The 24,772-nt window shown below is 55.6% G+C and carries 23 protein-coding genes; 10 read left to right on the forward strand and 13 right to left on the reverse strand.

Annotation, left to right across the window (positions count from 1 at the left end):
- Positions 1–3 precede the first annotated feature (3 nt).
- The gene (gene cysC / locus J1C54_RS05315; RefSeq protein ID WP_229145491.1) at positions 4–603 is read left to right on the forward strand and encodes an adenylyl-sulfate kinase; all 600 of its coding nucleotides are present in this window, start codon (positions 4–6) and stop codon (positions 601–603) included.
- A 71-nt stretch (positions 604–674) separates the two neighbouring features.
- On the opposite strand, the gene J1C54_RS05320 is transcribed toward cysC, so the two are convergent.
- Complete coding sequence (locus J1C54_RS05320) at positions 675–1,835, reverse strand: alkane 1-monooxygenase (protein WP_229145492.1); 1,161 nt, start codon at positions 1,833–1,835, stop codon at positions 675–677.
- A 205-nt stretch (positions 1,836–2,040) separates the two neighbouring features.
- Positions 2,041–3,201, reverse strand: coding sequence for an alkane 1-monooxygenase (locus J1C54_RS05325; protein ID WP_229145493.1), 1,161 nt, complete (start codon positions 3,199–3,201; stop codon positions 2,041–2,043).
- 180 nt (positions 3,202–3,381) lie between these two features.
- Here J1C54_RS05325 and J1C54_RS05330 point away from each other — a divergent pair, with 180 nt between their 5' ends.
- The 3 genes from J1C54_RS05330 to J1C54_RS05340 all read left to right on the forward strand — a co-directional run bounded on the left by J1C54_RS05330 (position 3,382) and on the right by J1C54_RS05340 (position 5,869).
- Complete coding sequence (locus J1C54_RS05330) at positions 3,382–4,047, forward strand: GntR family transcriptional regulator (protein ID WP_229145494.1); 666 nt, start codon at positions 3,382–3,384, stop codon at positions 4,045–4,047.
- 96 nt (positions 4,048–4,143) lie between these two features.
- Positions 4,144–5,007 carry an RNA polymerase sigma factor RpoH gene (gene rpoH, locus J1C54_RS05335; protein WP_229145495.1) on the forward strand — a complete coding sequence of 288 codons (864 nt, stop codon included), beginning with the start codon at positions 4,144–4,146 and terminating at the stop codon, positions 5,005–5,007.
- 112 nt (positions 5,008–5,119) lie between these two features.
- Positions 5,120–5,869 carry a Crp/Fnr family transcriptional regulator gene (locus J1C54_RS05340; RefSeq protein WP_229145496.1) on the forward strand — a complete coding sequence of 250 codons (750 nt, stop codon included), beginning with the start codon at positions 5,120–5,122 and terminating at the stop codon, positions 5,867–5,869.
- 2 nt (positions 5,870–5,871) lie between these two features.
- Here the strand turns inward: J1C54_RS05340 and J1C54_RS05345 are convergent, their stop codons facing one another.
- The 5 genes from J1C54_RS05345 to J1C54_RS05365 form a co-directional block, all read right to left on the reverse strand.
- Positions 5,872–7,689 (reverse strand): hypothetical protein, encoded by a 1,818-nt coding sequence (locus J1C54_RS05345; RefSeq protein ID WP_229145497.1) that lies wholly within the window; start codon positions 7,687–7,689, stop codon positions 5,872–5,874.
- Between the two features lie 92 nt (positions 7,690–7,781).
- Positions 7,782–8,084 carry a JDVT-CTERM system glutamic-type intramembrane protease gene (gene mrtJ, locus J1C54_RS05350; protein ID WP_370635611.1) on the reverse strand — a complete coding sequence of 101 codons (303 nt, stop codon included), beginning with the start codon at positions 8,082–8,084 and terminating at the stop codon, positions 7,782–7,784.
- An 8-nt stretch (positions 8,085–8,092) separates the two neighbouring features.
- Positions 8,093–8,710 carry a choice-of-anchor F family protein gene (locus J1C54_RS05355; protein WP_229145498.1) on the reverse strand — a complete coding sequence of 206 codons (618 nt, stop codon included), beginning with the start codon at positions 8,708–8,710 and terminating at the stop codon, positions 8,093–8,095.
- Positions 8,711–8,926: 216 nt separating this feature from the next.
- Positions 8,927–9,595 carry a fumarylacetoacetate hydrolase family protein gene (locus tag J1C54_RS05360; RefSeq protein WP_229145499.1) on the reverse strand — a complete coding sequence of 223 codons (669 nt, stop codon included), beginning with the start codon at positions 9,593–9,595 and terminating at the stop codon, positions 8,927–8,929.
- A gap of 68 nt (positions 9,596–9,663) precedes the next feature.
- Positions 9,664–11,046: an FAD-binding oxidoreductase gene (locus J1C54_RS05365; RefSeq protein ID WP_229145500.1), complete on the reverse strand. Its 1,383-nt coding sequence runs from the start codon at positions 11,044–11,046 to the stop codon at positions 9,664–9,666.
- Positions 11,047–11,164: 118 nt separating this feature from the next.
- Here J1C54_RS05365 and serA point away from each other — a divergent pair, with 118 nt between their 5' ends.
- From serA to J1C54_RS05390, 5 genes are all read left to right on the forward strand, one after another.
- The gene (serA, locus tag J1C54_RS05370) at positions 11,165–12,394 is read left to right on the forward strand and encodes a phosphoglycerate dehydrogenase (protein ID WP_229145501.1); all 1,230 of its coding nucleotides are present in this window, start codon (positions 11,165–11,167) and stop codon (positions 12,392–12,394) included.
- Between the two features lie 159 nt (positions 12,395–12,553).
- Positions 12,554–13,906, forward strand: coding sequence for a COG3014 family protein (locus tag J1C54_RS05375; RefSeq protein ID WP_229145502.1), 1,353 nt, complete (start codon positions 12,554–12,556; stop codon positions 13,904–13,906).
- 11 nt (positions 13,907–13,917) lie between these two features.
- Positions 13,918–14,316 carry a YcfL family protein gene (locus tag J1C54_RS05380; RefSeq protein WP_229145503.1) on the forward strand — a complete coding sequence of 133 codons (399 nt, stop codon included), beginning with the start codon at positions 13,918–13,920 and terminating at the stop codon, positions 14,314–14,316.
- 32 nt (positions 14,317–14,348) lie between these two features.
- On the forward strand, positions 14,349–14,939 hold the full coding sequence (gene lpoB / locus J1C54_RS05385; RefSeq protein ID WP_229145504.1) for a penicillin-binding protein activator LpoB: 591 nt from the start codon (positions 14,349–14,351) through the stop codon (positions 14,937–14,939).
- A 61-nt stretch (positions 14,940–15,000) separates the two neighbouring features.
- Entirely contained in the window at positions 15,001–16,293 is a 1,293-nt protein-coding gene (locus J1C54_RS05390) for a CsgG/HfaB family protein (protein WP_229145505.1), read from the forward strand.
- Between the two features lie 59 nt (positions 16,294–16,352).
- Here J1C54_RS05390 and J1C54_RS05395 read toward each other — a convergent pair whose 3' ends face one another.
- Entirely contained in the window at positions 16,353–17,300 is a 948-nt protein-coding gene (locus J1C54_RS05395) for an alpha/beta hydrolase (protein WP_229145506.1), read from the reverse strand.
- 131 nt (positions 17,301–17,431) lie between these two features.
- Here J1C54_RS05395 and J1C54_RS05400 point away from each other — a divergent pair, with 131 nt between their 5' ends.
- Entirely contained in the window at positions 17,432–18,061 is a 630-nt protein-coding gene (locus J1C54_RS05400; protein ID WP_229145507.1) for a flavin reductase family protein, read from the forward strand.
- Here J1C54_RS05400 and J1C54_RS05405 read toward each other — a convergent pair.
- The 5 genes from J1C54_RS05405 to tkt all read right to left on the reverse strand — a co-directional run bounded on the left by J1C54_RS05405 (position 18,021) and on the right by tkt (position 24,689).
- On the reverse strand, positions 18,021–19,241 hold the full coding sequence (locus tag J1C54_RS05405; protein ID WP_229145508.1) for an FAD-dependent monooxygenase: 1,221 nt from the start codon (positions 19,239–19,241) through the stop codon (positions 18,021–18,023). The genes J1C54_RS05400 and J1C54_RS05405 overlap by 41 nt on opposite strands.
- 160 nt (positions 19,242–19,401) lie before the next feature.
- A complete protein-coding gene (fba, locus tag J1C54_RS05410) occupies positions 19,402–20,466 on the reverse strand; it encodes a class II fructose-bisphosphate aldolase (RefSeq protein WP_229145509.1) in 1,065 nt (354 codons plus the stop codon).
- Positions 20,467–20,478: 12 nt separating this feature from the next.
- Positions 20,479–21,639: a phosphoglycerate kinase gene (locus tag J1C54_RS05415; protein ID WP_229145510.1), complete on the reverse strand. Its 1,161-nt coding sequence runs from the start codon at positions 21,637–21,639 to the stop codon at positions 20,479–20,481.
- Positions 21,640–21,652: 13 nt separating this feature from the next.
- The gene (locus tag J1C54_RS05420) at positions 21,653–22,681 is read right to left on the reverse strand and encodes a type I glyceraldehyde-3-phosphate dehydrogenase (RefSeq protein WP_229145511.1); all 1,029 of its coding nucleotides are present in this window, start codon (positions 22,679–22,681) and stop codon (positions 21,653–21,655) included.
- Between the two features lies 1 nt (position 22,682).
- Positions 22,683–24,689, reverse strand: a complete 2,007-nt coding sequence (gene tkt / locus J1C54_RS05425; protein WP_229145512.1) for a transketolase — start codon at positions 24,687–24,689, stop codon at positions 22,683–22,685.
- Between the last annotated feature and the right edge of the window lie 83 nt (positions 24,690–24,772).

Raw genomic sequence — 24,772 nt, forward strand, 5'->3', positions numbered from 1 at the left:
AACATGGCAAAGCATATTTATCCGCATGAAGGCGTGGTCAAACGTGAACATCGTGAGCGCCTTCTCGGCCAGCGTGGTGTTACCCTGTGGTTTACCGGCCTGTCTGGTGCTGGCAAGTCGACTCTGGCAGTAGCGGTGGAAGAAGCCCTGCATAAGCTTGGCAACCTGACTTACATTCTGGATGGCGACAATATTCGTAGCGGCATCAATAACAACCTGAGCTTCTCGCCGGAAGACCGTAAGGAAAATATCCGTCGTATTGCTGAAATCGCCAAGCTGTTTCGTGAGTCGGGCGTTATCACTCTGACGGCGTTTATTTCACCCTACCGCGAAGATCGTCAGCTGGCCCGCGATTTGGCTGGCAGCGATGATTTTATTGAAGTATTCGCGGATGCTTCGCTGGACTCCTGCGAAGAGCGCGACCCTAAAGGTCTGTATAAAAAAGCACGTGCCGGGCAGATTCCTGAGTTCACTGGCATCAGTGCGCCCTATGAAGCGCCAGAAAATCCGGAGATACATATTCGCACGGACCAGAACAGCGTCGAAGATTGCGTTGAAATGGTGCTGAGCTATCTGCGCGAGAAGAAATTGATTCAAGCTTGAGTCGTGGTACTTCGGATCAATAAAAAACGGGCCGAAAGGCCCGTTTTTTATTCTTTCGAACCAGCTTCCGATCAGGCGTTTGAAGCAATGTTGTTAACCCGCTTGTTCTCACGGAACAGCTGGTCCATCTCGCCCTGATAGTAGGCCTCAACCCGTGGATTCATTACCGCTTTCCAAAGTGGCGGAATCAGCGCCAGCACAAACATGGAAGCGTAGCCACCGGGCAGCTGGGGGCTTTCGTCATAGTGACGTAGTACCTGGTAGCGGCGCTTCGCATAAGCGTGGTGATCGCTGTGACGCTGAAGGTGGAACAAAAGCAGGTTGGTCAGCAGGTAGTTCGAGTTCCAGCTGTGCGCCGGAGTAACGCGCTCAAACTTGCCGTTCTCCAGCACCCGGCGATGCAGGCCGTAATGCTCGATATAGTTCACCACTTCCAGGGTCAGGCCAGCGAGCAGGCTCTGAGCGAAGAAGAACAGCACACCCATCCAGCCGAAGGCGACAAAGAACAGCACGGCCAGCAGTGCGGAGAAGCCGTACCACCAGATTAGCTCGTTGTCTTTGCTGAATGCCTTCTTGCCCTTGCGTTGCAGATACTCCTTTTCCAGGCGCCATGCAGCGAGAAAGTTGCGCACCAGCGCCTTTGGCAAGAAGTCATAGATACTCTGGTTGTAGCGCGAGGAAGAGGCATCCTCCGGTGTGGACACATGAACGTGGTGGCCACGCACGTGCTCTACCTTGAAGCCGGCATAGGTCACCGTTGCCAGCAACAGGCCGCCGGTCCAGTTTTCCAGTTTTGGATCCTTGTGGATCAGCTCATGGCCGACGTTAATGGCCAGTACGCCGCCAACAATACCGGTAGATATTACCCAGCCGAGCTGGCCCACACTATTGAACAAATTGCCGTCCACAAATACCCAGCCGGCAAAGGCAATCGCCGCCAGCTGCACCGGGAAGCAGATCAGAGTGAACACACGGTAGATCTTTTCTTCGTTCAGGCTTGGCACCTGGGTGGCCTCATCCGGGTTGGCCGCATCTTTGCCGATGATGTAGTCCAGCACCGGAACGATGCCGAAGATAAAGATCAGTGGGAAGAATGCCCAAAGATTGCTGGCGGCGCCGGGCTGGCTGGCCATGTACCAGGACAGTACCAGTGTGGCCGGGGCGATGAAGACCAGCAGGTAAGCCCACTTCTTCAGTCTGAGCATGGTGTTCGGGTCGATTTTCTCGAACATGATTTTTCTCCGATACAGATACAGGCAGCCAACAGGCTGTCGACCAGAACAGCTTCTTTCATTTCACCTGAAGTGTCAAACAATTCAGGTGTAACGAGATGGCAAAATCTGTATACCCCCCGTTATGTTCCGAGTGGTCTCCGGGCATAAAAAAGCCGGGCCACGTAGTGGCCCGGCTTTCAGGAGATCCTTTGACCTTGAGGGCCTATTCAGCGGTGGCGGCGATGTTATTGACTCGCTTGCCGGTGCGGAACAGCTGATCCATCTCGCCCTGATAGTAGGCTTCGACGCGGGGGTTCATGACCTTTTTCCACAGCGGCGGGAACAGCGCCAGTACATACATGGAGGCATAGCCGCCGGGCAGCTGCGGGCTTTCCTCGTAGTGTCGCAGCACCTGATAACGGCGCTTGGCATAAGCGTGGTGATCGCTGTGACGCTGCAGCTGGAACAGGGCAATGTTGGTCAGCAGGTAGTTGGAGTTCCAGCTGTGTGCCGGGGTGACCCGCTCGTACTTGCCGTTCTCCAGCACCCGGCGATGCAGGCCGTAGTGCTCAATGTAGTTGATGATCTCCAGTGCCAGCGCGGCAAAGAAGCTTTGACCAAAGAAGAACAGTACGCCCATCCAGCCCCACAGGGCGTAAAAGACGCCGCCCAGCGCGAATGAAATCCCATACCACCAGATCAGCTCATTGTCCTTGCTGATCACTTTCTTGCCCTTGCGCTTCAGGTAGTCGGCCTCGAGGCGCCAGGCGTTGACGAAGTTATGCGGGAAGGCGTGCAGCAGGAAGGCGTACAGGCCCTGATTGTAGCGCGACGAGGAGGCATCTTCCGGGGTCGAGACCATCACATGGTGACCACGCACATGCTCGACCTTGAAGCCGGCATAAGTTACTGAGGCTAGCAGCAGGCCGCCGGCCCAGTTTTCGATTTTCGGATCCTTATGGATCAGCTCGTGGCCAAGATTGATGGCGATGATGCCGCCGACGGTGCCGATGGACAGCATCCAGCCGAGCATGCCGAACCAGGAGTAATCATTGGCGATAAAGATATAGCCGCCCCAAAACAGCACGCCGAACCAGATTGGCACCATTAGCAGGGTAAACCAGCGGTAGGTTTTTTCCTCGGACAGCGAGGGCACTTCCAGCGCTTCGTCTGGGTTGGCAGAGTCCTTGCCAATAATGTAGTCCAGAATCGGAATAATGCCGAAGATGGTGAAATAGATGAACCAGGCCCAGTAATCCTGAGTGCCGGACTCGCGGCCTGCCAGCGCACTTAGCGGCAGGATCGGTAGCAGTGCCAGCCAGAACAGTGGGTAGCCCACCTTCTTTACCTTGAGCATGGTCTTTGGATCAACGTTCTCAAACATAACATGTACCCCGCAGCGTTCTCTTTTTATTGTGACATTGAGCAATGTCAAGGTTGCAGACTAGGCCAGCCTCACTGAGGTGTCAAACAATTCATGTAAAATGGTGCTATTCTACCGACCAGCGGTTGCCGACTCATGTGGGCGCCGGATTACCATCGGTACAAGCAGGAAAGGAAGCAAATGAACATAAGAGCTGCCAGCCTCAGTGAGCAGATCGCCCGCCATCTGGCGGATCAGATCGTCCGTTGGGAGTTGCTGCCAGGCGCCCACTTGCCCGAGCTTGAGCTGGCGAAACAGCTTGATGTGAGCACCAACTCACTGCGAGAGGCCTTTCGTCTCTTGGAGCGCCAGCACCTGATTGAAATCCAGCCGCGCCGTGGTGCACGGGTCTGCGAAGTCACCGAGACGCAGGTTCGTGATCTTTACGACTTCCTGTTCCTGTTACTGAGCGAGCTGGCTGCCCGGACAGCTCGCACTTGGCAGGGTGAGCAACTGGCCGATCTGGCCGCCATACTGCCGGAGTTTGAACGCTTCCATGCCAATAACGACATCGCCGCCGCCCACGATGTGGCGTTTGGTTTCGTTGCTATCGCAGTGAACCGTTTCTCGGCCAATCGGTATTTAGCCAACGACATTGAAGACCTGCTGCCACTATTACGTCGCTATTCCTACTTGGCGCTAAAGGAAGAGACCTCTGAGCTGAGCGTATCGCTGGTCATATTCCAGAACCTGCTGCGTAATGTGCTGGCCCGGGACGCTGAGGCCGCCGCAGCTGATATCCGTGAGTATGGCGATAAGCAGTGCCAGATCGTTCTGCGGGCGGTGGCCAAAAGGGCCGCGGCCTGACCTCTCCCCGCCCTGCCATGGGGGAACTCTCAGAGGGGTTAGCACTCAAAGCAGTCGAGTGCTAACATCCGGGTCAGATGACCCACGGGGGAAGCTATGAATACCCAGTTGAAGCCGCTTGAAACCCTTGCCATCGGAGTTCCGGGCGACAATCTCGATGCCTATATTCGCGCTGTTAGCAGCGTGCCGGTTCTGTCAGTGGAAGAAGAGCGTGCCTTGGCCGAGCGCCTCTACGCCGATGATGATCTGGATGCCGCCCGCAGTTTGGTGCTTAGCCATCTGCGTTTTGTTGTGCATATTGCCCGCAGCTATGGCGGCTATGGCCTGCCCGTGGGCGACCTGATTCAGGAAGGCAATATCGGTTTGATGAAGGCGGTGCGCCGCTTTGATCCGACCAAGGGCGTGCGTCTGGTGTCCTTTGCCGTGCACTGGATTCGTGCCGAAATTCATGAATATGTGATTCGCAACTGGCGCATCGTTAAAGTTGCCACCACCAAGGCGCAGCGCAAGCTGTTCTTCAACCTGCGCGGCCAGAAAACACGTCTGGGCCGGCTGTCTGTCGATGAGGCCACTAAGGTAGCGGCGGACCTTGGCGTAACGTTGGCCGATGTTCAGGAAATGGAAGGTCGTCTTGGCGCCTTTGATAGCACCTTTGATGCTCCTGAAAGCGGCGATGATGACAAGGTTGTGTTGGCCCCTGCCCAGTATCTGATTGCTGATGACGCAGATCCGTCCGAGACGGTTGACCGTGATCAGCTGGAGCAGCGCCATAGCCGGCAGTTGGCACTGGCTTTGAATAATCTGGATCAGCGTAGCCGCGACATTCTCGAGCGCCGCTGGCTGGCTGATGACAAGGCTACCCTGCAGGAGCTGGCAGACGAGTATGGCGTATCCGCCGAGCGTATTCGCCAGTTGGAGAATGGCGCCATTGGCAAGCTACGTAATGTTATGCAGGCTTGATAGGCAAAGTTTCAGCGTTCACAAGAAACCCTCGCAATGCGGGGGTTTTTTTTGCCTTGCCGGCGGGTAAAGTTGAAGCTGCGCCACCCGGCAACGTTGAATTGGAGAGAGTATGTCTAGCGGGCACAGAAAATCCAGCTATTGCGTAGACCATGAATGGTTGGGCCGTGCTGATTGCGCGCACTGTGCTGTTCGCAGCGTGATGCTGTTCTCCCGCTTGCCGCCCCAGAGCTTCGATCAGCTGTTACATCCTATTGATAATGAGCGGCACCAGGCCGGTAGCATCCTGTACAACGAAGGCACCTTGGGCAAGGAGATTTTTTCGATTCGCTCTGGTCTGGTAAAGTTGATCCGGCTGGGCCCTGATGGCAACGAAAGAGTTGTGCGCCTTCTCGGCAAGGGTGCGGTGGTCGGGCTGGAGCTATTGGATCAGGGCGAGGTTTACAAACATACCGCTGTAACTCTTCAGAGAGTTGATCTATGCCGCATCCCCAAAGTGACACTGCTTGATCTTGAGCGGCATCATCCGGAGCTATGCGTCACCGTGCGTCAGAAGTTGCAGTATCATGTGGACCGGGCAGATCACTGGATCGAGCATCTGAATACGGGCAAGGCCCGCTCACGGATTGCCGAGCTATTACTGCTGTTGGCAGATATCGGCGCCGATAGTAACGGAGATATTGAACTGGTCTCAAGGGATGATATGGCTTCGATTGCCGGCATCACCAAGGAAACAGCTAGCCGTATCATCGCCGAGTTTAAACGTCATCGGCTGCTCTACAAGGTAGCTGCCAATAACACCCACCGCATCCAGACAGTAATGCTGCGCGAGTTAATCGAACGCGAGTCCCAGTCCGACTAAGTCTAGGGCGCAGTCACAGACAGTGTGCTTATTATATCTGCTGAAGGAGGGGTCAGTGCGGCTGCGCTACGGAACTGGTTGATCCATTCATGCTCGCCTGTCAGCCCGGTAATAAATGATGGCCGTACGGCTTGATAATATAGCGCCACATCAATGTGCACGCTGGCCGGGTCAGTGGCGCTCAGATCCAGCAGATATGACACCGTGTCCGCCCCGCTACCAGAAACATTAAAGTCTCCATCTGCGTCCGTGCCGATCGGTGCAATCTCTTCCGGCACATTATCGTTATCGAAGCCGCGTGGCGGAATTCGGTTGTCCTTCAGGGTGTCACTGGCATACAGCAGTACTTGAGTGATACTTGCATCAGTGGCCGCAACCACAGCCTCATAAATCGGAACCTGCGCCGCCGAGTTTACTTGAGTGATGTGCGGCATAAAGCATGCTGAGGAGTCAAATCCGTCCGGCTTTTGGATTGCCGTACAGTCAGCCCCAGCGAATACTTGATCAACGGTTAAGCGGTGATCAGCATCCGGAATACCACTTTCAAAAAGGGTGGCGCCATTGCCGTCAGTAATATGTACGGCCAGCCATATGCGCCGTGATGGGTAGCCGGTTGGAAGTTTGTGGCCACTATGATTCTGGATAGTGATATCAAAGCCAAGTACGCCGTCAGTCAGATCGACATTACTCGCTTCAAGTGTAGCGGCGGCACTCAGAAGCTGCCGAGTAAGCTCTGCCTTGCGGGAAAAGCCGCCCTCTTCTGTTACCGCTTGCAGCCCCAGTTCATTGCGAAACTGCTCCATCAGATCAAGTATCCAGGCGTTGCCACCGACTAAATCGTGGGAAAAAAATGAGGGTCGCTCAGGCCAATTGGTATTGACACTCCCGTTCGGCTGAATCGCTATGCGGGTAATAAAATCTTCCGCCATTTTTCCCATATGGCAGTCCTGGCAGTGCCTTTCCCCAGCCCCATCCTGCGCATAGATACTGTGTTGCCATTCGGTAAATGGCAGCTGCTCAGGAAACATCTCGCCTGTGGGTGTGTTGCTGCCGACATCCAGAGTAGGCGTATAGAGATTATGGCAGTTAGCGCAGTGACTGGATTCGGTGATGTGTTCACCATACTGGGGAATATAGCCACTGCGATTAATCATTGGTGTGGCTACCGGGCTTTCGTACTGGCCAAAGATCACCTTGGCGCTATCGGAGATTTCATATTCGCCGGATTCGGCTTGCTTCGCGGTGATCTGATGGCAGGCAGTGCAGCTGACACCCTCCCGTGCATGAGCGTCATTAATGGCGCTGTCCGCAAGGTAACAACCGTCCTGCAGAATGCAGGAGGCATCAGCGGCTAGCGAGATGCCGGTTTGGTGTGCGTGTGTACGCGCCATTGGGCTATGGCACGAAAGACATTTATCTTCGATAAAGCTGGCCAGATGGGGAAATAGCTCCGTTTCATGTTTCATCTTGGCGCGGAAATAGGGGTCACTAAAAGCGTGGGCCATGGCAGAGTGGCGCCAGCCGTGCATTGGGCTGATATCTTCACCTTCCGAACTTGGTGTGCCTGCTGTTGGCGGACTAGGCGAACGCATAGCCGCTGGTGATATGCCTTCAGGGCTGGCGGTATGGCATTCGCCACAGATGCTGGCTGGGCTGAATACGCCAACTGACGCCCAGTTTTCCACCATCACCGGCAGTGAGGGTAGCGCGCCTGTCTCTGTTTCTGTATCAGGGTTGGACTTGCTGCTGCTAGCACCGCAACCCATCACAAACGCGCAGGCTAGCAGCACTACCAGTCCTGACGAGCGCAAAATGCCCATGCAGTTCTTCCCGGTTATTATTTTATTAGCGGAGTAAGAATTTCTGATTAGTTAAATCTAGACAGAAGCCATAAGGATTGGCTTGATATAAGTCAATTTGAGGCAATGCTCGCGCTGAGCCATATAGTATTAAAAAGAATATGCAGCAGTATCGGCACAAACAGATTGCCATAGCGCTCCCGGAAATGACCAAGTAGCAGAGAGGGAATCAGTACAGAAGCAGCCCAGAAAGGCGTCTGATGAACCAAGTGCAGGCAGGCAAACATAGCTGAAGCAAGCATATTTGCCCGACTGATACCAAAGTGTCGGACAGCCATCTTCTGTCGTCTGAGAAGCGCCCCCTGTATCACGCCACGGAAAAGTAACTCCTCCACCACTGGGTAAAGCAATACCACATTAAAGGTTAGCCAAAGACTGTTGGTAACGCAGCCAGTTCTTCGCCACCATCTTCAGCAAGATCTTTTACGCCTTTATAGCGAACGTCCTTCAGGCCAAGGTCGAACACCAGATCAATTGGCACATCAGGCTCCGTGACCACCAGCTTATAACGTTTTGAGCTGCCCTCAGGGTCGCTGCAGGTCTCGGGCACGATGGTTCCCGGGAACAGCGTTGACTCACGCTCGCCCGACGCCATGATGCAATTGTTCACCGGGAAATCGAAATCATCGGTGACCACCTGGAGGCCGGGTGCGCGGCCGCTACCGTCATCCAGCTCCCAGAAAATGTAGCCTACAGATCCAATGCCGTAGTGATCGACAAACGGGTCAAAGGTATCCCAGTCGATCAGGTCAGCATCACGAGTCGTCTGGTCCGGGTAGATGAAAGTTTTGCCGGTGGCGCCGGAAATGCCATCAACGGTCTGGGTATTAATGTTATTCCACTCGGTGAGCTGGGGTACGGGCACGTCCACATAAGTACTGGGAATTGGCTCAACCGCAAAAGAGGGATTAATAATCATGCCGGCGGTTAGCACAGCCACCGCCTTACGCGACGCGCTGCGCCGGAATCTTGCAACGGACATCTATCAGCTCCTTGGATGATGGATTCTCCGACTCCTGAAGCGCTATCAGGGACAGCCGGGGGATTTACACCTTCCAAGTCTGCATTCAAATTCAGGGGAGGCTGGTGACATAAATCAATTTCCCTGTGAGAGAAATCGATGTAAATGAGAACAATTAACACATACCCCCATCCCTATGCCGGAAGTGGGGAAAACCAGTCATCTGGACAGACTTAGTCAGCGACCGGTTACCTGCCCTTCAACTTTCAGCGTATTACCGAATCGTGCGCGGAAATGATCGCCGGGATGTAGCGCTGCAACCCCGGGCGGAGTGCCTGTCAAAATGATATCGCCTGGTTCCAGAGTGAAAACGCGGCTCATTTCTGCCACCAGTTGGAAAATGGGAAACAGCATCTGTGTAGTGTTGCCGCGCTGGCGAAGTTCGCCATTCACTTCCAGAGAGATCTCGATCGACTGTTTCCAGGACACGCCCCGTGAATCAATAAAGCCCGACACCGGGCAGGCGCCATCAAAGGCTTTGGCTCGCTCCCACGGTTGGCCTTTGTTCTTCAGTTCGTTCTGAATGTCCCGCAGGGTCAGGTCCAGACCAAGACCGAATCCGGCCATGCCCCAGCGAGCATCTTCAGCGTCACAATTCTGCAATTTTTCCCCAACCAGCAGTGCCATCTCGATTTCGTGATGCACTTCGCCCTGATCAACCGGAATAGAAAAAGAAGGCGCCATCGGCACCAGCGAGGTCGAGGGTTTGATAAACAGGATTGGTGAATCCGGTACTTCGTTGCCGAGCTCACGGGCATGTGCGGCGTAATTGCGGCCGACACAGACGACTTTGCCAACGGGAAGATCTATAGCGGAATCGTCAATCCAGCGATGTACATAATTCATGGGAGCTATTTCCAATTCCGGTGAAGATTACTGCCTCACTCAGTGAAGTGTCGCGGTTGAAGCCGCTCCTACAGGTCGAAAATCTTCCCGGGATTCATGATGCCGTTGGGATCAAACGCCGCCTTCACTGCCTTCATCAGAGCGATCTCTTCGGGCGAACGGGAATAACCCAGATAGGCCTTTTTGGTTCGACCCACTCCGTGCTCGGCAGAGATCGAGCCGTTGTACTTCTCAACAATCTCGAACACCCACTTGGATACATTGTTGCAACGGGCAAAGAACTCCTCTTTCGGCAGATCCGCGGGCTTGAGGATATTCAGATGCATATTGCCGTCACCGATATGGCCGAACCAGACAATCTCAAAGTCCGGATAATTGGCCTGCACGATGGCATCCACTTCTTCAACAAAGTCCGGCACTTTGGCAACGGTGACGGAAATGTCATTTTTGTACGGGGTATAAATTGAAATGCTCTCGGAGATGCGCTCACGCAACTGCCACAACTGCGACGCCTGGGTCAGCGACTGACTCATCACCCCGTCCAGCACCCAGCCTTTTTCTACGCAGTCTTCGAATAGCGCCATGGCGTCGTTCATCACTCCGTCGGAGCTGCCTTCAAATTCCAGCAGACAGTAGAATGGCGCCTCGCCGTCAAACGGTCGCGCTACACCATGGGCCAGCACATGGGACATGGCCTTGTCTGAGAAAAACTCGAATGCGGTCAGGTCAATCTTTGACTGGAACGCATGCAGAATGCGCATCACTTCGCGGAAGCCCGGCGCGCCGAGGACCAGCACGGTCAGGTTGTCGGGCTGACGGGCCAGCTTCACCGTAGCTTCGACCACGAATCCCAGCGTGCCCTCCGAGCCGATCATCAGGTGGCGGAAGTCGTAACCAGTGGCATTTTTTGCCAGACCCTTGTTCAGGTCGAGCAGTTCGCCTTTGCCGGTGACCACTTTCAACCCGGTGATCCAGTCGCGGGTCATGCCATAGCGGATCACCTTGATGCCGCCGGCGTTGGTGCCGATATTGCCTCCAATATTGCTGGAGCCGGCGGAAGCGAAGTCCACCGGGTAGAACAGACCCTGTTGTTCGGCGAATTCCTGAAGCTGCTGGGTGATGACCCCTGGCTGTACGGTCACGGCCCGATCAAAAGGGCTGAAATCCAGCACCTTGTTCATTCGGTCGAACGCCACAACAACCTCGCCATCTGCCGCCACGGCCGCCGCCGACAGGCCAGTACGGCCACCGGACGGCACCAGCGCAATGCGGTGCTCATTGGCCAGGCGAACAATGGCCTGCACCTCTTCGGTGCTCTCCGGCAGCAGCACGGCGGACGGTGCCGGTGCCCAGACCTTGGTCCAGTCCACGCCATAGCGCTTCAGGCTGTCTTCGTCAGTCAGGCATCGGGCGCCCAGCAGTGGGCGGAACAGGTCGGCAACAGCGGACATTGTCTTCTCCGGGAAAAATGCGGGACCAATCGGTCACCAGTACCGCAGGACTGGCGTGATCCGGGGCGCGCTATGTTACCATACGCGCCCTCTTTTCCAGCTACCGGGCAGCTACTCCATGGCCAAGACGTCTTTTGAAAAGGACAAGATCCGCATCGTGCTTCTTGAAGGCATTCATGAGTCCGCCGTGGAGCACATGAAGTCTCAGGGCTATACCAACATTGAGTCGATCAAATCGGCGCTGACAGGCGATGAGCTCAAGGCAAAGGTCCGTGACGCCCATGTCATTGGCATTCGTTCCCGCACCCAGCTCACCGAAGATGTATTTGACGCGGCAGAGAAGCTGATGGCGGTGGGCTGCTTCTGTATCGGCACCAATCAGGTTGACCTCGATGCGGCCTTGGTGCGCGGCGTGCCGGTATTCAACGCGCCCTACTCCAATACCCGTTCGGTAGCCGAGCTGATCATCGCCCACATCATCAATCTGATGCGTGGCATCGCTGAGCGTAATGCTTCCTGCCACCGCGGTGGCTGGTTGAAAAACGCCAAGGACAGCTACGAGATCCGTGGCAAAAAACTGGGCATTGTCGGGTATGGCAACATCGGCTCGCAGGTTTCGGTAATGGCCGAGTCCATGGGCATGAAGGTATTTTTCTACGATACCGTCACCAAGCTGCCGCTGGGTAACGCCACCCAGATACAGTCGCTCGACGAGCTGCTGGGCATGTGTGATGTGATCAGCCTGCACGTCCCTGATACCGCGGAAACCCGCTGGATGATCAAGGAGCCGCAGATCCGCGCCATGAAGAAAGGCAGCTACCTGATCAACTACGCCCGTGGCAAAGTAGTGGATATTGATGCGTTGGCGGCGGCCATCAAGGACCGTCACTTGCTCGGTGCGGCCATCGACGTATTCCCGGAAGAGCCGAAATCCAATGACGACGAGTTTATTTCACCGCTGCGTGAGTTCGATAACGTCATTCTGACCCCGCATGTGGGGGGCTCCACTCAGGAAGCGCAGGAAAATATCGGTGCTGAAGTGGCAGAGAAGCTGGTGCGCTATTCTGACAACGGCTCCACCCTAAGTGCGGTGAATTTTCCGGAAGTGGCGCTGCCCTCTCATCCGGATATGCATCGTCTACTGCATATCCACAAGAACGTTCCTGGTGTGCTTAGCCAGATCAACAGCGTGTTTGCTGAAAACGGCATCAATATTTGCGGCCAGTACCTGCAGACTAACGCCAAAATAGGTTATGTAGTAATTGACGTGGAATCGGGCTATAGCCAGCTGGCGCTGGAAAAGCTACGCGATATCGAAGGCACCATTCGTAGTCGTGTGTTGTTCTGATTTGCGCCCGCCCGGCGCCTCTGCGCGCCGGGCCTCCAAAGTTTGTGTCTCTGTCTGCCCCCATAACCGACTGGCACCCTGCCGGAGCCTGCCTTAGTATCGGTCGGTATCGTATTTGTTTGATACTTAATGACTGATGTTTGCCTTTAGGGGGAGTCCATGGAGCTGAGGATGCTGGCTTTGCCAGTGATGGCGGTCTGGTTGACGGGATGCGCGTCCGTATTCACCAGTTATCCGGCTCAGGCCGACAAATGGATGGTGTCTTACCAGAACGGTCAGACAGAGGCCCTTGTTACCGAACTAACTCCGAAGCTGGAGGACAACGACGGTTTGCTTTACGGCCTGGAGCTGGGCCGTCTGGCTCAGTTGGGAGGCAGTCCAGAGGCCAGTAAAGCCGGTTTTGAGGCTGCTTTCCTGCGCTTTGACCAGATTGACGAGCAGGCCAAGCTACGCGCTGGCGCAGCCGTCAGTGGCGCCGGTGCCATGCTCACCAATGACAATGCCATTCCCTATGAAGGCAAGGACTACGAGAGAATCTTTGCTCATTCCTATCAGGCCCTTAACTACCTCAAGCTCGGTGATGCAGAAGGCGCCGGGGTTGAACTGCGCCGCGCTAACCTTGAGCAGACGGTGGCGGCGGACCGAAGAGCCAAGGAAGTCGACAAGGCTGAGGAAGAAGCCCAACAGCAAGACGTCGACCTGAGTCAGCACGAAGGCAGCTTTGCCGGCCTGAATCAAGCCGCTGGCCGGGTTAAGAGCTCCTTCCAGAATGCCTATACCTTCTATCTTTCGGCGGTTTTTTGGGAGGCGTCCCGGGATTACAACGCTGCCCTCGTTGATTTGAAGCGCGCCTATGAGATTAATCCGGATGCCGTGTTTATCGAAGAAGATATTCGCCGGGTCCAGCGCCGTATGGGGGATCGCGTTCAGGCACAGATGCCGGGCCGCGACGAGGGCAGCCTGGTGGTCCTGTTCGAACAGGGCCGGGTTCAGCCTAAACGGGAGATCAGCCTGCCGGTTCCAACCATTCACGGCGCCTTTGCTGTGGCCTTTCCAACCTATGACCCTACGGATATGGTCGCTGCCGTGCCGCTGACTGTTACCGATGCGGACGGTGCCGGAGTGCTGCGCACTCAGGTGATTGCCGAGGTGGGCGCCATGGCCGCTCGCAGTCTGCGTGAAGACCTGCCTCGCATGATCGTCCGCCAGACCCTGCGTGCCGCTACTAAGTACGCCGCCCAGAAACAGGCTAATGACGCCAGCCCGCTGGCCGGCTTTGCAACTAATATCTATAACCTGGTGTCTGAACGGGCAGACCTGCGCAGCTGGTTGACCCTGCCGATGTATGTTCAGGCAGGCCGCTCCATTGTGCCAGCAGGAGAAAAACAGATTATGCTGTCTGGAGCCGGAGTGAATCAGGCGCTGGATATTTCCGTCTCTCCGGGCGGAACGACCGTTGTCCGAGTAATCACCACTGGCGGGGTGCCGGTGGTAGAAACTTACCGATTGTAAGGAGTGCAGTGATGAAGAAATGGCTGATTTTGTTGGCGTTGCCACTGGTGTTGACGCTGACGGGTTGTTCGGCAAGCAACATGTCTGCGATTGAAGAACAGGACGACGGCAGCCGTGCAACTTATCTGAAGTCGAACAACTCGGTATTGTACAGCCGCTTGGGTGTGCGTGATCCGAAAATGACCAATGCGGGTGATCTGCTACGTGCGCAGGCAACCCTGGAGAACCGTTGGAAGTTCAAGCTCGACTTCCAGTACAAGATCAAGTGGTTCAGTGCGGATGGTTTTGAAATTGCCCCAGACAGTCGTCCCTGGACTACCGTGATGATGCCGGGTCGTACCCAGCTGAATGTTCAGGCCACTGCGCCCAACCCAACTGCAACCCGCTTTGAAATCTGGGTTCAGGAATAATTGACTAGCACTAACTATAGAAGGAACGAGACATGAAAAAGGTATGGCTTGCTGCAGTGCTTGCTTTGGCCTCGGTAATTTCCGGTTGCGCCTCCGTTGAATATGGCGATGCCACAGCATCTGAAACCGTTACCACCGGATTTGGTTCTACTGATCTGCAGATGATCGCCTCCAAGATGGTCGATGATGTACTGGCTTTCCCGCCAGTAGTGCAGATTACTGCCCAGCGTCGCCCGGTAATGTTTGTTGATCGAATCAAAAACAAAACCACTGAGCACATCGATCTGGAATCAGTAACCGATACCATCGAAAGCAAGCTGATCAACTCTGGAAAGTTTCGTTTTGTTGATATGAGCGTCGTAGATCGGGTTCGTCAGCAGCTGGAATACCAGCGTGATAGCGGCATGGTCGATGACCAGCAGGCTATGGTGATGGGTCGTCAGATCGGCGCTGAATATATGCTGTATGGCAATATGTCCAGCATCGTCAAGCGCGACGGCAATACCAAGGACGTGTACTACAAGTTCACTCTGAAGATGTTGCATCTGGAAACCGGCATTATCGAATGGTCCGGCGAGAAAGAAATTCGCAAGTCGAAGAAAGGCGGCTGGATCGGTCTCTGATCCTGCTGGCGGAATGGGAAAGGGCGGCGTGGCCGCCTTTTTCATCTAAGGGAGAGGTGCGATGAAAAATGTAATCCATGCTTTGGTGGGCGCTTTGCTTGTATTGCTTACTTTGCCCGCATTGGCTGCCAGCACTACGGTGCCGGCCCGTGGTGAGGGGTTCGGCAATACTGCAGATCTGGCGGTGGGAAATGCTCTGGTTGAGGCTGTCCGTCAGGCTGGCGGCGTAACAGTTGCACTTGATCCAAATTTCCGTCGTGAAGTGCATGAGTTTGTTATGCAGCAAAAAGGTGATGCGGTGGTGTGGGAAAGTCATTCCACCAGCGTGCCGGAGCCGCAGATTCCAACACTGGGTAATGTGAAGTCCTACAAGGTCACGTCAGTTGAGCGTCAGGATGAGAAGTTGTGGCGTGCCGTGGTAGAGGCGGAAGTGCTGGTATATAAGTCGGTACTTGGTGATCGCACTAACTTGCCATCTATTGCCGTTGAGACCTTTGGCTCGACCAAGTCGCACTTTAACCTGAACAAGGACAAAGTCGTTGCGCTTTCAGTGCTGCCGCAGCTACGTGCAGAGCTGATTGATGCGTTAACTCAGTCCGGCCGTTTCCGCGTGCTTGACCGTGATTTTAATGCTGCCATCGTCCGCGAAAACACGATATTGCAGAACACTCTGGATCCTGTGGAGAAGGCCAAGCAAGCCCGTGAACTCGGCGCCGATATGATTGTTGTTGGCCTGGTCGAGGACTTCAGTGTTGGCACCGGAAAACGGGCTTTTTATGGAGCCAAGTTCAGTGATTTCCGGCCCCGCTTTCGGGTTCGTTACCGGGTGATCGAAACCGCCACCCGGGAAGTGGTGTGGAGCAGCACCTTTGTCTATGAGGCGCCAGAGGATTTGCTGCGCGAGCGTTATATCGGCATTGAGCGGGACTACCCCAATGAGCCGGAGCAATATGCTTACGCTATCTATCCCGATATTGCCCGAGCAATAAGCGGCGAGATAATTGATACGCTTTATCCGGTTCAGATTATCAATGTGGAAAGTGCAGAAGCCGTGTATGTCAGCCAAGGCTCTGGGCGCATGGCTGCTGGTGATACCTTCCATGTTCATCGCCGCGGCAAGACTATCAAGGACCCGGACACGGGCTTTGATGTCAAACTGGAAACCGAGTCGCTGGCCAAACTGGAGATCGTGTCTGTTGCCCAGGGATACGGAATTGCCAAGGTTATTGAGGGTGAGGCTGGCGCCCTGAGCAACGGTGACGTCCTGCGTCGCGCTGTTGCGGTGATGCCAGAAAAGAATCTGCCACCCCGTCGGGAAACTCCGGGGTCATCGGATGCACCGATCAAGTGGTAGTGTAGGAACGCATCAGCTGAAAAAAGCCCGGCATTGCCGGGCTTTTTTATCTGCTGAAATCAAGCAAGGTGTTTATCCAGAATCCGGTTTATTTTCTCTCGAAAAGCCGCTGACTCATTAGCCAGCTGATGACGGGCACCGGGTAGCAGATGAATCTCGGGACTGGAGAACTTATCTTCAATAACATTCAGGTTGTGGCGCCAGTCAACAGTTTCATCAAGGTCTCCCTGAATGATCACCGGCGAGATCTTGACCCGACTGGCACTCTCGAAATCCGGAATCCAGCGTTTCAGGGCAGATACCCAGCGAGCCGATAGTACCGGCGACTGCAATGGGTCCTGGTGCTGAAGAAAATGCACAAACTCCGGATCATTCGAATTGGTACGGAACACGCGTCGGACATTTTCCCGAAATGGCCGCACAACGCTGTGCAGCAATGCGCCATAGCGCCAGTTTGCAGGTCTTACCAGCGGCGCCAGCAATATCATCTTGTCGAACGGGAACGGCTCGCCGCGACCACCCAGATGCAGGGCGTAGTCCATGGCGATGGCGCCTCCCGTACTCTGTGCGATCACATGCCACGGCTTAGGGAAAGAGTTGGCCTTGCTGGCAAGGCACTGGCTCAGCACTTCCCGATAGATGGAAAAGTCCTCGATCGCGGCGCGAGGCCCGGAAGACAGACCATGGCCGGGCAGGTCATAGGCAAGCACGGCATAGTTCAGCTCGAGCAGGTGACGGATCACATGACGAAACAGGCCGACATGGTCAAAATAGCCGTGACAGACCAGCACCGAACCTTTTGGTGTGGCTGGTCGCCATGCATGCACCGAGATGGTATGGCCCGCTGCTTCGAAATAACCGAATGCATGCAGCAGATCAGGAAACTGGTTGGCAAAATCAATGCCGTAGAAGCTCGCATAGCGATGCGCTTCGCCGCTAATTGCCTGCGGCGCTTCCCAGGACAGTGGTTCCCAACTTTGCTGAATACGCTCTATGTTGAAGGGCACGCCGTCTCCCGGGTGATGATCAAGGGACTTTTGATAATACGGCCAGTACTTCCGCACTGCATCCTTTTGTCCCGATCACGTGTCGATAACGAGTATCACATTATAATCCAGCCAGTCTGCCGGAGCCGATCATGAAATTGACCCAGTCCGATCTTGATGCCCTGCCCCAGCGCCAGCGGGCTGCATTTATTAATTGCCTGTCTGGCTACAAGAGCGCCAATTTGATTGGTACGGTCGGCCCTGAGGGGCAAGCTAATCTGGCGATTGTCAGCTCCGTGGTGCACCTGGGAGCTAATCCGCCTTTGCTGGCCTTTATCAGTCGGCCGCCGTCAGTGGATCGGCATACTCTGGAATATCTCACCAATAGTGGCTACTTCACGATTAACCATGTTCATGCGGGTATTGCTGAAGCCGCTCACCAGACCTCTGCGCGCTATGGGCGTGATGAGTCGGAATTTTCTGCCGTGGGTCTTACCGCCGAGTATGGCGCCCTTCACCCGGCGCCGTATGTTGCTCAGAGCATGATAAAAATTGGTCTGGCGCTGAAAGACATCAAGCCCATTGAGCTTAATGGAACAGTGATGGTTATCGGTGAGATTGTTGAGGTATTACTGCCGGATAACGCATTGGCGGAGGATGGCTTCGTTGATCTGGCAGAAATGGATACCGTGACTATCGGTGGTCTGGATGGCTACTATCGCGTCGAGCCGTTGTTTCGTCTTAGCTACGCGAAGCCTGGCCTGCCGCCGAGACGGCTGTAGGACGCCAGTCGTAAATCCATTTAACGCGCTTGGCTGCCAGTGCCGGGCTGACCATAGACAACCCGCGAGCCACCAGATCCCGCCCATTTCGCAGCACGGTATTGCGATGGTGAAACAGGACCATATTATCGCGAGCCAGCTGCTGAACCCTACTGCAACGCTGCTCGCGCAGCGCTTGAAATTGAGCACCAACGTCGCCACTGCCGGAGGCGATCAGCTGACTCAGCACCCAGGCATCCTCAATGCCCATGGCCGCGCCCTGGGCCAGAAATGGAAGCATCGGGTGAGCCGCATCACCAATCAGTATCAGACGATCCTTGTGCCACTGGCTGATCGGGTCTCGATCGAATAATGCCCAGCGGAAGCAACTTTTTGGATCGGTGTGGGAAAGTAGATCAAACAGGGTCGGATCCCAGTCGGCGAAATCGTGCAACAGGTCGCGCAGTGAGGCCGGTGCATTCCACGACTCTTCCTGCCAGTCATCCTGTTCGCGTACCGCAACAAAATTAATCAGCTCGCCGCCGCGCAGGTAATACATCACCACATGGCGGCCTGGCCCCATCCAGATATTGGCCCAGCGTGGCGGCCTGAGTCGTTCCGGCAAACTATCGGTGCGCAGCAAGCCTCGCCAGGCAACGTTTCCGGTGAAACGGGGCGCGCTGTTATCGCTAACCACATAATCGCGGCAGCGCGAACGTATGCCATCGGCGCCAACCACCCAGTTGGCATAGACCGGTTCACCATGGCGGATAAGAAGAGTGACGCCATCCTGTTCAGCGACTACCGCTTCAACATGCTGATCGGTCAGCAGGCAGTCTGGATCATTGGCGAGCACCGCATCTAGCAGGGTCTGCTGCAGGTCGGCGCGGTGGACGTGTACATAGGGAAAGTCGAAACCCAGAGCAGCAAAGGGCACCCGGGCGATATCGTTGCCACTACGCCAATTAACGCTGCGAATACCTTCCGGCACGCTGCCGGTGTCCAGCAATGCCTGCTGCATACCGAGCTTGGCCATAACCGCCATGGCATTCGGACTAAGCTGCAACCCGGCGCCAAGCTGGCGCAATAGCGCAGCCTGCTCCAGGATCTTTGGGCGCAGCCCCCGCTGCTGTAGTGCCAGCGCACAGGTAAGGCCCGAGATGCCTGCGCCTACAACAGCTACGGAAGGGCGGGTGTCCACTGAAGCCAGTCTCCCTGAAAATCTGATTCTCTTTATACGCTGGATACTCGGCCGTTACACGGGTGAAAACGGTCTAAATTGATTCTCATCAGTTTTAGCTTTGATCCTGCCATACAAGAACATAAAAAAGGCCGGCATTGCCGGCCCCTTTATGAGTGGCTTACTTCACCCGCGGGTCCAGTTCGCCTTTGCTGTAGCGAGTAGTCATGGCATCCAGCGACAGTACCTTGATCTTGCTGGCCTGCCCGGCGGTGCCGAAGGCTTCGTAGCGAGCCAGACAAATTTCTTTCATCGCCTGGGTGGCCACCGCCAGATATTTGCGCGGGTCGAACTCGGCCTTGTTCTGGGCCAGGAAGCGACGGATGGCGCCGGTGGAGGCCAGACGCAGATCGGTATCGATATTGACCTTGCGCACCCCGTGCTTGATGCCTTCAACGATTTCTTCCACCGGCACGCCATAGGTTTCGCCGATTTCGCCGCCAAACTCGTTGATCACCTTCAGCCATTCCTGCGGTACGGAGGAAGAGCCATGCATCACCAGATGGGTGTCAGGAATGCGCGCATTGATGGCCTTGATGCGATCAATGGCGAGAATGTCGCCAGTCGGCGGACGGCTGAATTTATAGGCGCCGTGACTGGTACCGATGGCAATGGCCAACGCGTCCACCTTGGTCTTTTTGACGAAGTCTGCGGCTTCTTCCGGGTCGGTTAGCAGCTGACTATGATCAAGAACGCCTTCGGCGCCAACGCCGTCTTCTTCACCGGCGGTGCCGGTTTCCAGAGAACCCAGGCAGCCCAGCTCGCCTTCTACAGACACGCCGCAGGCATGGGCAAAATCCACCACGGTGCGAGTGACATTTACGTTGTAGTCATAATCGGTGGGCGTCTTACCATCTTCCCCCAGTGAACCATCCATCATCACTGAGGAGAAGCCCAGCTGGATCGAACGCTGGCAAATTGCCGGGCTGGTGCCGTGATCCTGATGCATTACCACCGGGATATGTGGAAACTCTTCAATCGCTGCAAGAATCAGGTGACGCAGAAACGGCGCCCCGGCATATTTGCGGGCTCCGGCACTGGCCTGCACGATCACCGGAGAGTCGGTCTGATCCGCCGCCTCCATGATGGCGCGCATCTGCTCCATATTGTTGACGTTGAAGGCCGGCACGCCATAGCCGAATTCGGCGGCGTGGTCGAGCAGTTGACGCATGCTGATCAGTGCCATGACAAGGCTCCCTTATTGACCGCGTGTTTCAAGAATGGCCACCGCTGGCAATACCTTGCCCTCAAGAAACTCAAGGAAGGCGCCACCACCGGTGGAGATATAAGACACTTTATCGCTGATGCCGTACTTGTCTACCGCTGCCAGCGTATCGCCACCGCCGGCAATAGAGAAGGCATCGCTTTCAGCGATGGCTTCTGCCAGCTCACGGGTGCCGTCACCAAACTGATCGAACTCGAACACCCCGACCGGGCCATTCCAGACAATGGTACGGGCTTCTTTCATTAATGCGGCAAACACGTGCGCTGTTTTTGGGCCGATATCCAGAATCATATCGTCGTCGGCCACATCATCTACATTTTTTACAGTGGCAGCGGCGTTAGCTGCGAACTCCTTGGCTACTACCACGTCCACCGGTAGAGGAATCTGCACCTTGGTGGCGATGCGCTTGGCGGAGTCGAGCAGATCAGGTTCATACAGTGATTTGCCCACCGGCTTGCCCGCCGCTGCCAGAAAAGTGTTGGCAATGCCGCCACCCACGATCAACTGGTCTACTTTGTCAGCCAGAGACTCAAGCAGTTCCAGCTTGGTCGATACCTTCGAGCCTGCAACAATCGCTACCAGCGGCTTTTCCGGGCTGCCCAGTGCCCGGCCCAGTGCGTCCAGTTCCTCAGATAAAAGCGGGCCAGCGCAGGCAATTGGGGCAAACTTCGCCACACCATGGGTGGAGGCCTGAGCCCGGTGCGCAGTACCAAATGCGTCCATAACGAATACGTCGCACAGAGCGGCGTATTGCTTGGCCAGATCTTCGTTATCTTTCTTCTCGCCTTTGTTAAAGCGTACGTTCTCGAACAACACCACTTCGCCATCCGCTACTTCGACGCCGCCAAGATAGTCACGAATCAGGCGCACTTCGCGGCCGAGTAGTTTACTGAGATGCTCCGCCACTGGGCGCAGCGACGCGCTGTCATCAAAGACACCCTCTTCCGGGCGACCCAGATGGGACATCAGCATCACCTTGGCGCCTGCATCCATAGCATGACGAATGGTTGCCATGGATGCCTGGATACGGATATCCGACGTCACCCGGCCATCTTTCACCGGTACGTTGAGATCTTCGCGAATCAGGACGCGCTTGCCCTTCAGGTCCAGATCAGTCATCCGCAGGATGGTCATGGTGTGTCCTCAATTACGAATCAAGAGATGTGTGTTGGTTATGTGCCAGCCAATCAACCAGATCCAGCAGCCGGTTGGCGTAGCCCCATTCGTTGTCATACCAGGCGACGATATGGACCAGGTCACCCTGAATACGTGTTTGTGTGGCGTCGTAAATCGCTGACTCGGGGCGATGATTAAAATCACTGCTTACCAGTTGTTCGGTGTTGTAACCGAACAGCTCGGGACTTTCTTCACTGGCGTCAGCAAACAGTTGGTCAATCTCAGCGACGGTCGGTGTATGGCGTAGCGTCAGGGTCAAATCCACCATGGCCACATTCAAGGTGGGTACGCGAATGGAATCGCCGCTGATCCGGCCAGCCAATTGCGGTAGAACTTTTTGTACCGCGCCGATGGCACTGGAAGTGGTTGGCACAATATTCTGTGCTGCTGCCCTGCCCCTGCGCGGATCGCGATGTACATGATCCAGCAGCGACTGATCGGAGGTGTAGGCATGAACCTCCTTCATCAGCACCTGCTCCACGCCGTACTTGCGGTCCAGCAGGGCTAACAGGGGGGTAATGCATTGTGTGGTGCAGGATGTGGCGGACAGCACGCGATCATTGTCCTGCAGCGCATTATGATTAACACCCCACACCATCAGTGCATCGGCATAATCAAACGGCACCGCACCTATCATCACCCGTTCCGCGCCAGCAACAAGATGCTGGGAGGCATTTTTATGACTACGAAACTCGCCAGTGCACTCCAGCACCAGGTCTACCCCAAGTTGTTTCCACGGCAGTCGTGACGGATCTTTTTCGTGAAGCAGCTGCGGGGCATGATTGCCAACGCGTAGCCGGCCATTAATCAGCTCGACTTTCTCCAGAAATACACCGTGGGCAGTGTCGTACTTGGTTAGATAGTGCAGGTCTTCAGCGGAGCCGAGGTCATTGATTGCCACCACGGCAAACGGAGCCGTCCAGCCGCTCGCTTCACGCTCCACCAGAGCGCGAACAAAAGAGCGGCCAACCCGGCCATAGCCGTTCAGGGCGATTTTCACGTCAGATCAGTTCCTCTACGGCGCTGACCACCGTATCTGCAGTAATACCGAAGTGTTTAAACAATGCCGGCGCCGGCGCCGAAGCACCGAAGCTGCTCATGCCGATAATGCGACCGTCGAGGCCAACGAAGCGGTACCAGTAATCCTTGATGCCGGCTTCTACGGCAACACGGTTGCGCACCGCAGACGGCAGCACTGCTTCCTGCCAGTCACGATCCTGTGCCAGAAACTCTTCAACGCAGGGCATCGACACCACCCGCACATTCCTGCCGGTGGCGCCCAGCTTCTCGGCCGCCTGCATGGCGATTTCCACTTCGGAACCGGTGGCAATAATGATCGCATCCGGTGTGCCGCTGCCGGTTTGTGTCAGCACATAACCGCCGCGAGCAATCTCAGCCAGCTTGCTTTCATCGCGCGCCATGCAAGGCAGGCCCTGACGGCTGAACACCAGCGCTGTTGGTCCGTCCGTGCGGACAATGGCCTGTTTCCAGGAAACCGCTGATTCAACCGTGTCACAGGGGCGCCAGGTGCGCATATTCGGGGTCATGCGCAGGCTTGCCAGCTGTTCAATGGGCTGGTGGGTTGGGCCATCTTCGCCCAGACCGATGGAGTCGTGGGTATAAACCAGAATATTTGGCTGGCCCATCAGTGCGGCCATGCGCACGGCATTGCGGGCGTATTCCATAAATACCAGGAAGGTACCGCCGTAAGGGCGCAACCCACCATGCAGCACCATGCCGTTCATAATTGCCGTCATGGCGAATTCGCGCACGCCGTAATGAATGTAGTTGCCGCTGGCGTCCTGACCGGTAACCGATTTGCAGCCTTTCCATACAGTGTTGTTTGAGCCGCCGAGATCGGCTGAGCCACCAGTCAGCTCCGGCAACAGCGGGCCAAATGCATCCAGCGTGTTCTGGCTGGCCTTGCGGGTGGCAACCTTTTCCATTTTTTCCTGACAGGCTTTCACAAAAGCATCCGCCTTGTCGGCAAAGTCCGCTGGCAGCTCGCCAGCCAGACGACGACGCAGCTCGGCACCTTCTGCCGGGAACTTGGCCTGATAGCTATCCATCAGCTTATTCCACTGGGCTTCTGTGGCATCGCCGGCGTCGGCGGCGTTCCAGTCTTTATAGATGTCCGCAGGGATTTCAAACGGGCCGTATTTCCAGCCAAGGGTTTCCCGAGCCAGAGCAATTTCGTCGGCGCCAAGTGGTGCGCCGTGACATTCTTCTTTGCCCTGCTTGTTCGGGCTGCCAAAGCCGATCACCGTGCGGCAGCAAATCAGAGTCGGCTGTTCGGTATTGGCGCGGGCGGTTTCCAGTGCAATGCGGATCTCCTCGGCATCATGACCGTCAACATGCGGAATAACCTGCCAACCGTAAGCACGGAAACGTTCGACGGTGTCGTCAGTAAACCAGCCTTCCACTTCACCATCGATGGAGATGCCATTGTCATCATAAAAGGCAATCAGTTTGCCCAGCCCCAGCGTGCCAGCCAGCGAGCAGGCTTCGTGGGAGATACCTTCCATCATGCAGCCATCGCCAAGGAAGCTGTAGGTGTAGTGATCGATTACCGGGAAGCCATCGCGGTTGAATTGCGCGGCGAGGATTTTTTCTGACAGTGCCATGCCCACCGCATTGGCAATGCCCTGACCCAGCGGGCCAGTGGTGGTCTCCACTCCGGGGCACTCATGGTATTCCGGGTGGCCGGCGGTGGGGCTATGTAACTGACGGAAGTTTTTCAGATCATCAATGGACAACTTGTAGCCGCTCAGATGCAGCAGTGAATAGAGCAGCATGGAGCCATGACCATTCGACAACACAAAGCGATCGCGGTTAGCCCACTGCGGATTATTCGGATTGTGTTTCAGAAAACCGCGCCATAGCACCTCGGCAATATCCGCCATGCCCATCGGCGCACCCGGGTGACCGGAATTGGCTTGCTGAACGGCATCCATACTCAGCGCCCGGATGGCGTTGGCAAGTTCACGGGATCGGGTAACAGCGGTCATCAAACACTCCTGCTGGCTGGGGCGGTCCCGAAGGGGGCCTGAAATGGGGCGCTATTGTCGTTGATGGCGGGGTGTTGGGCAAA

The organism is Alcanivorax sp. 1008, assembly GCF_020667895.1.
In the GTDB taxonomy this organism is placed as follows: domain Bacteria; phylum Pseudomonadota; class Gammaproteobacteria; order Pseudomonadales; family Alcanivoracaceae; genus PGZG01.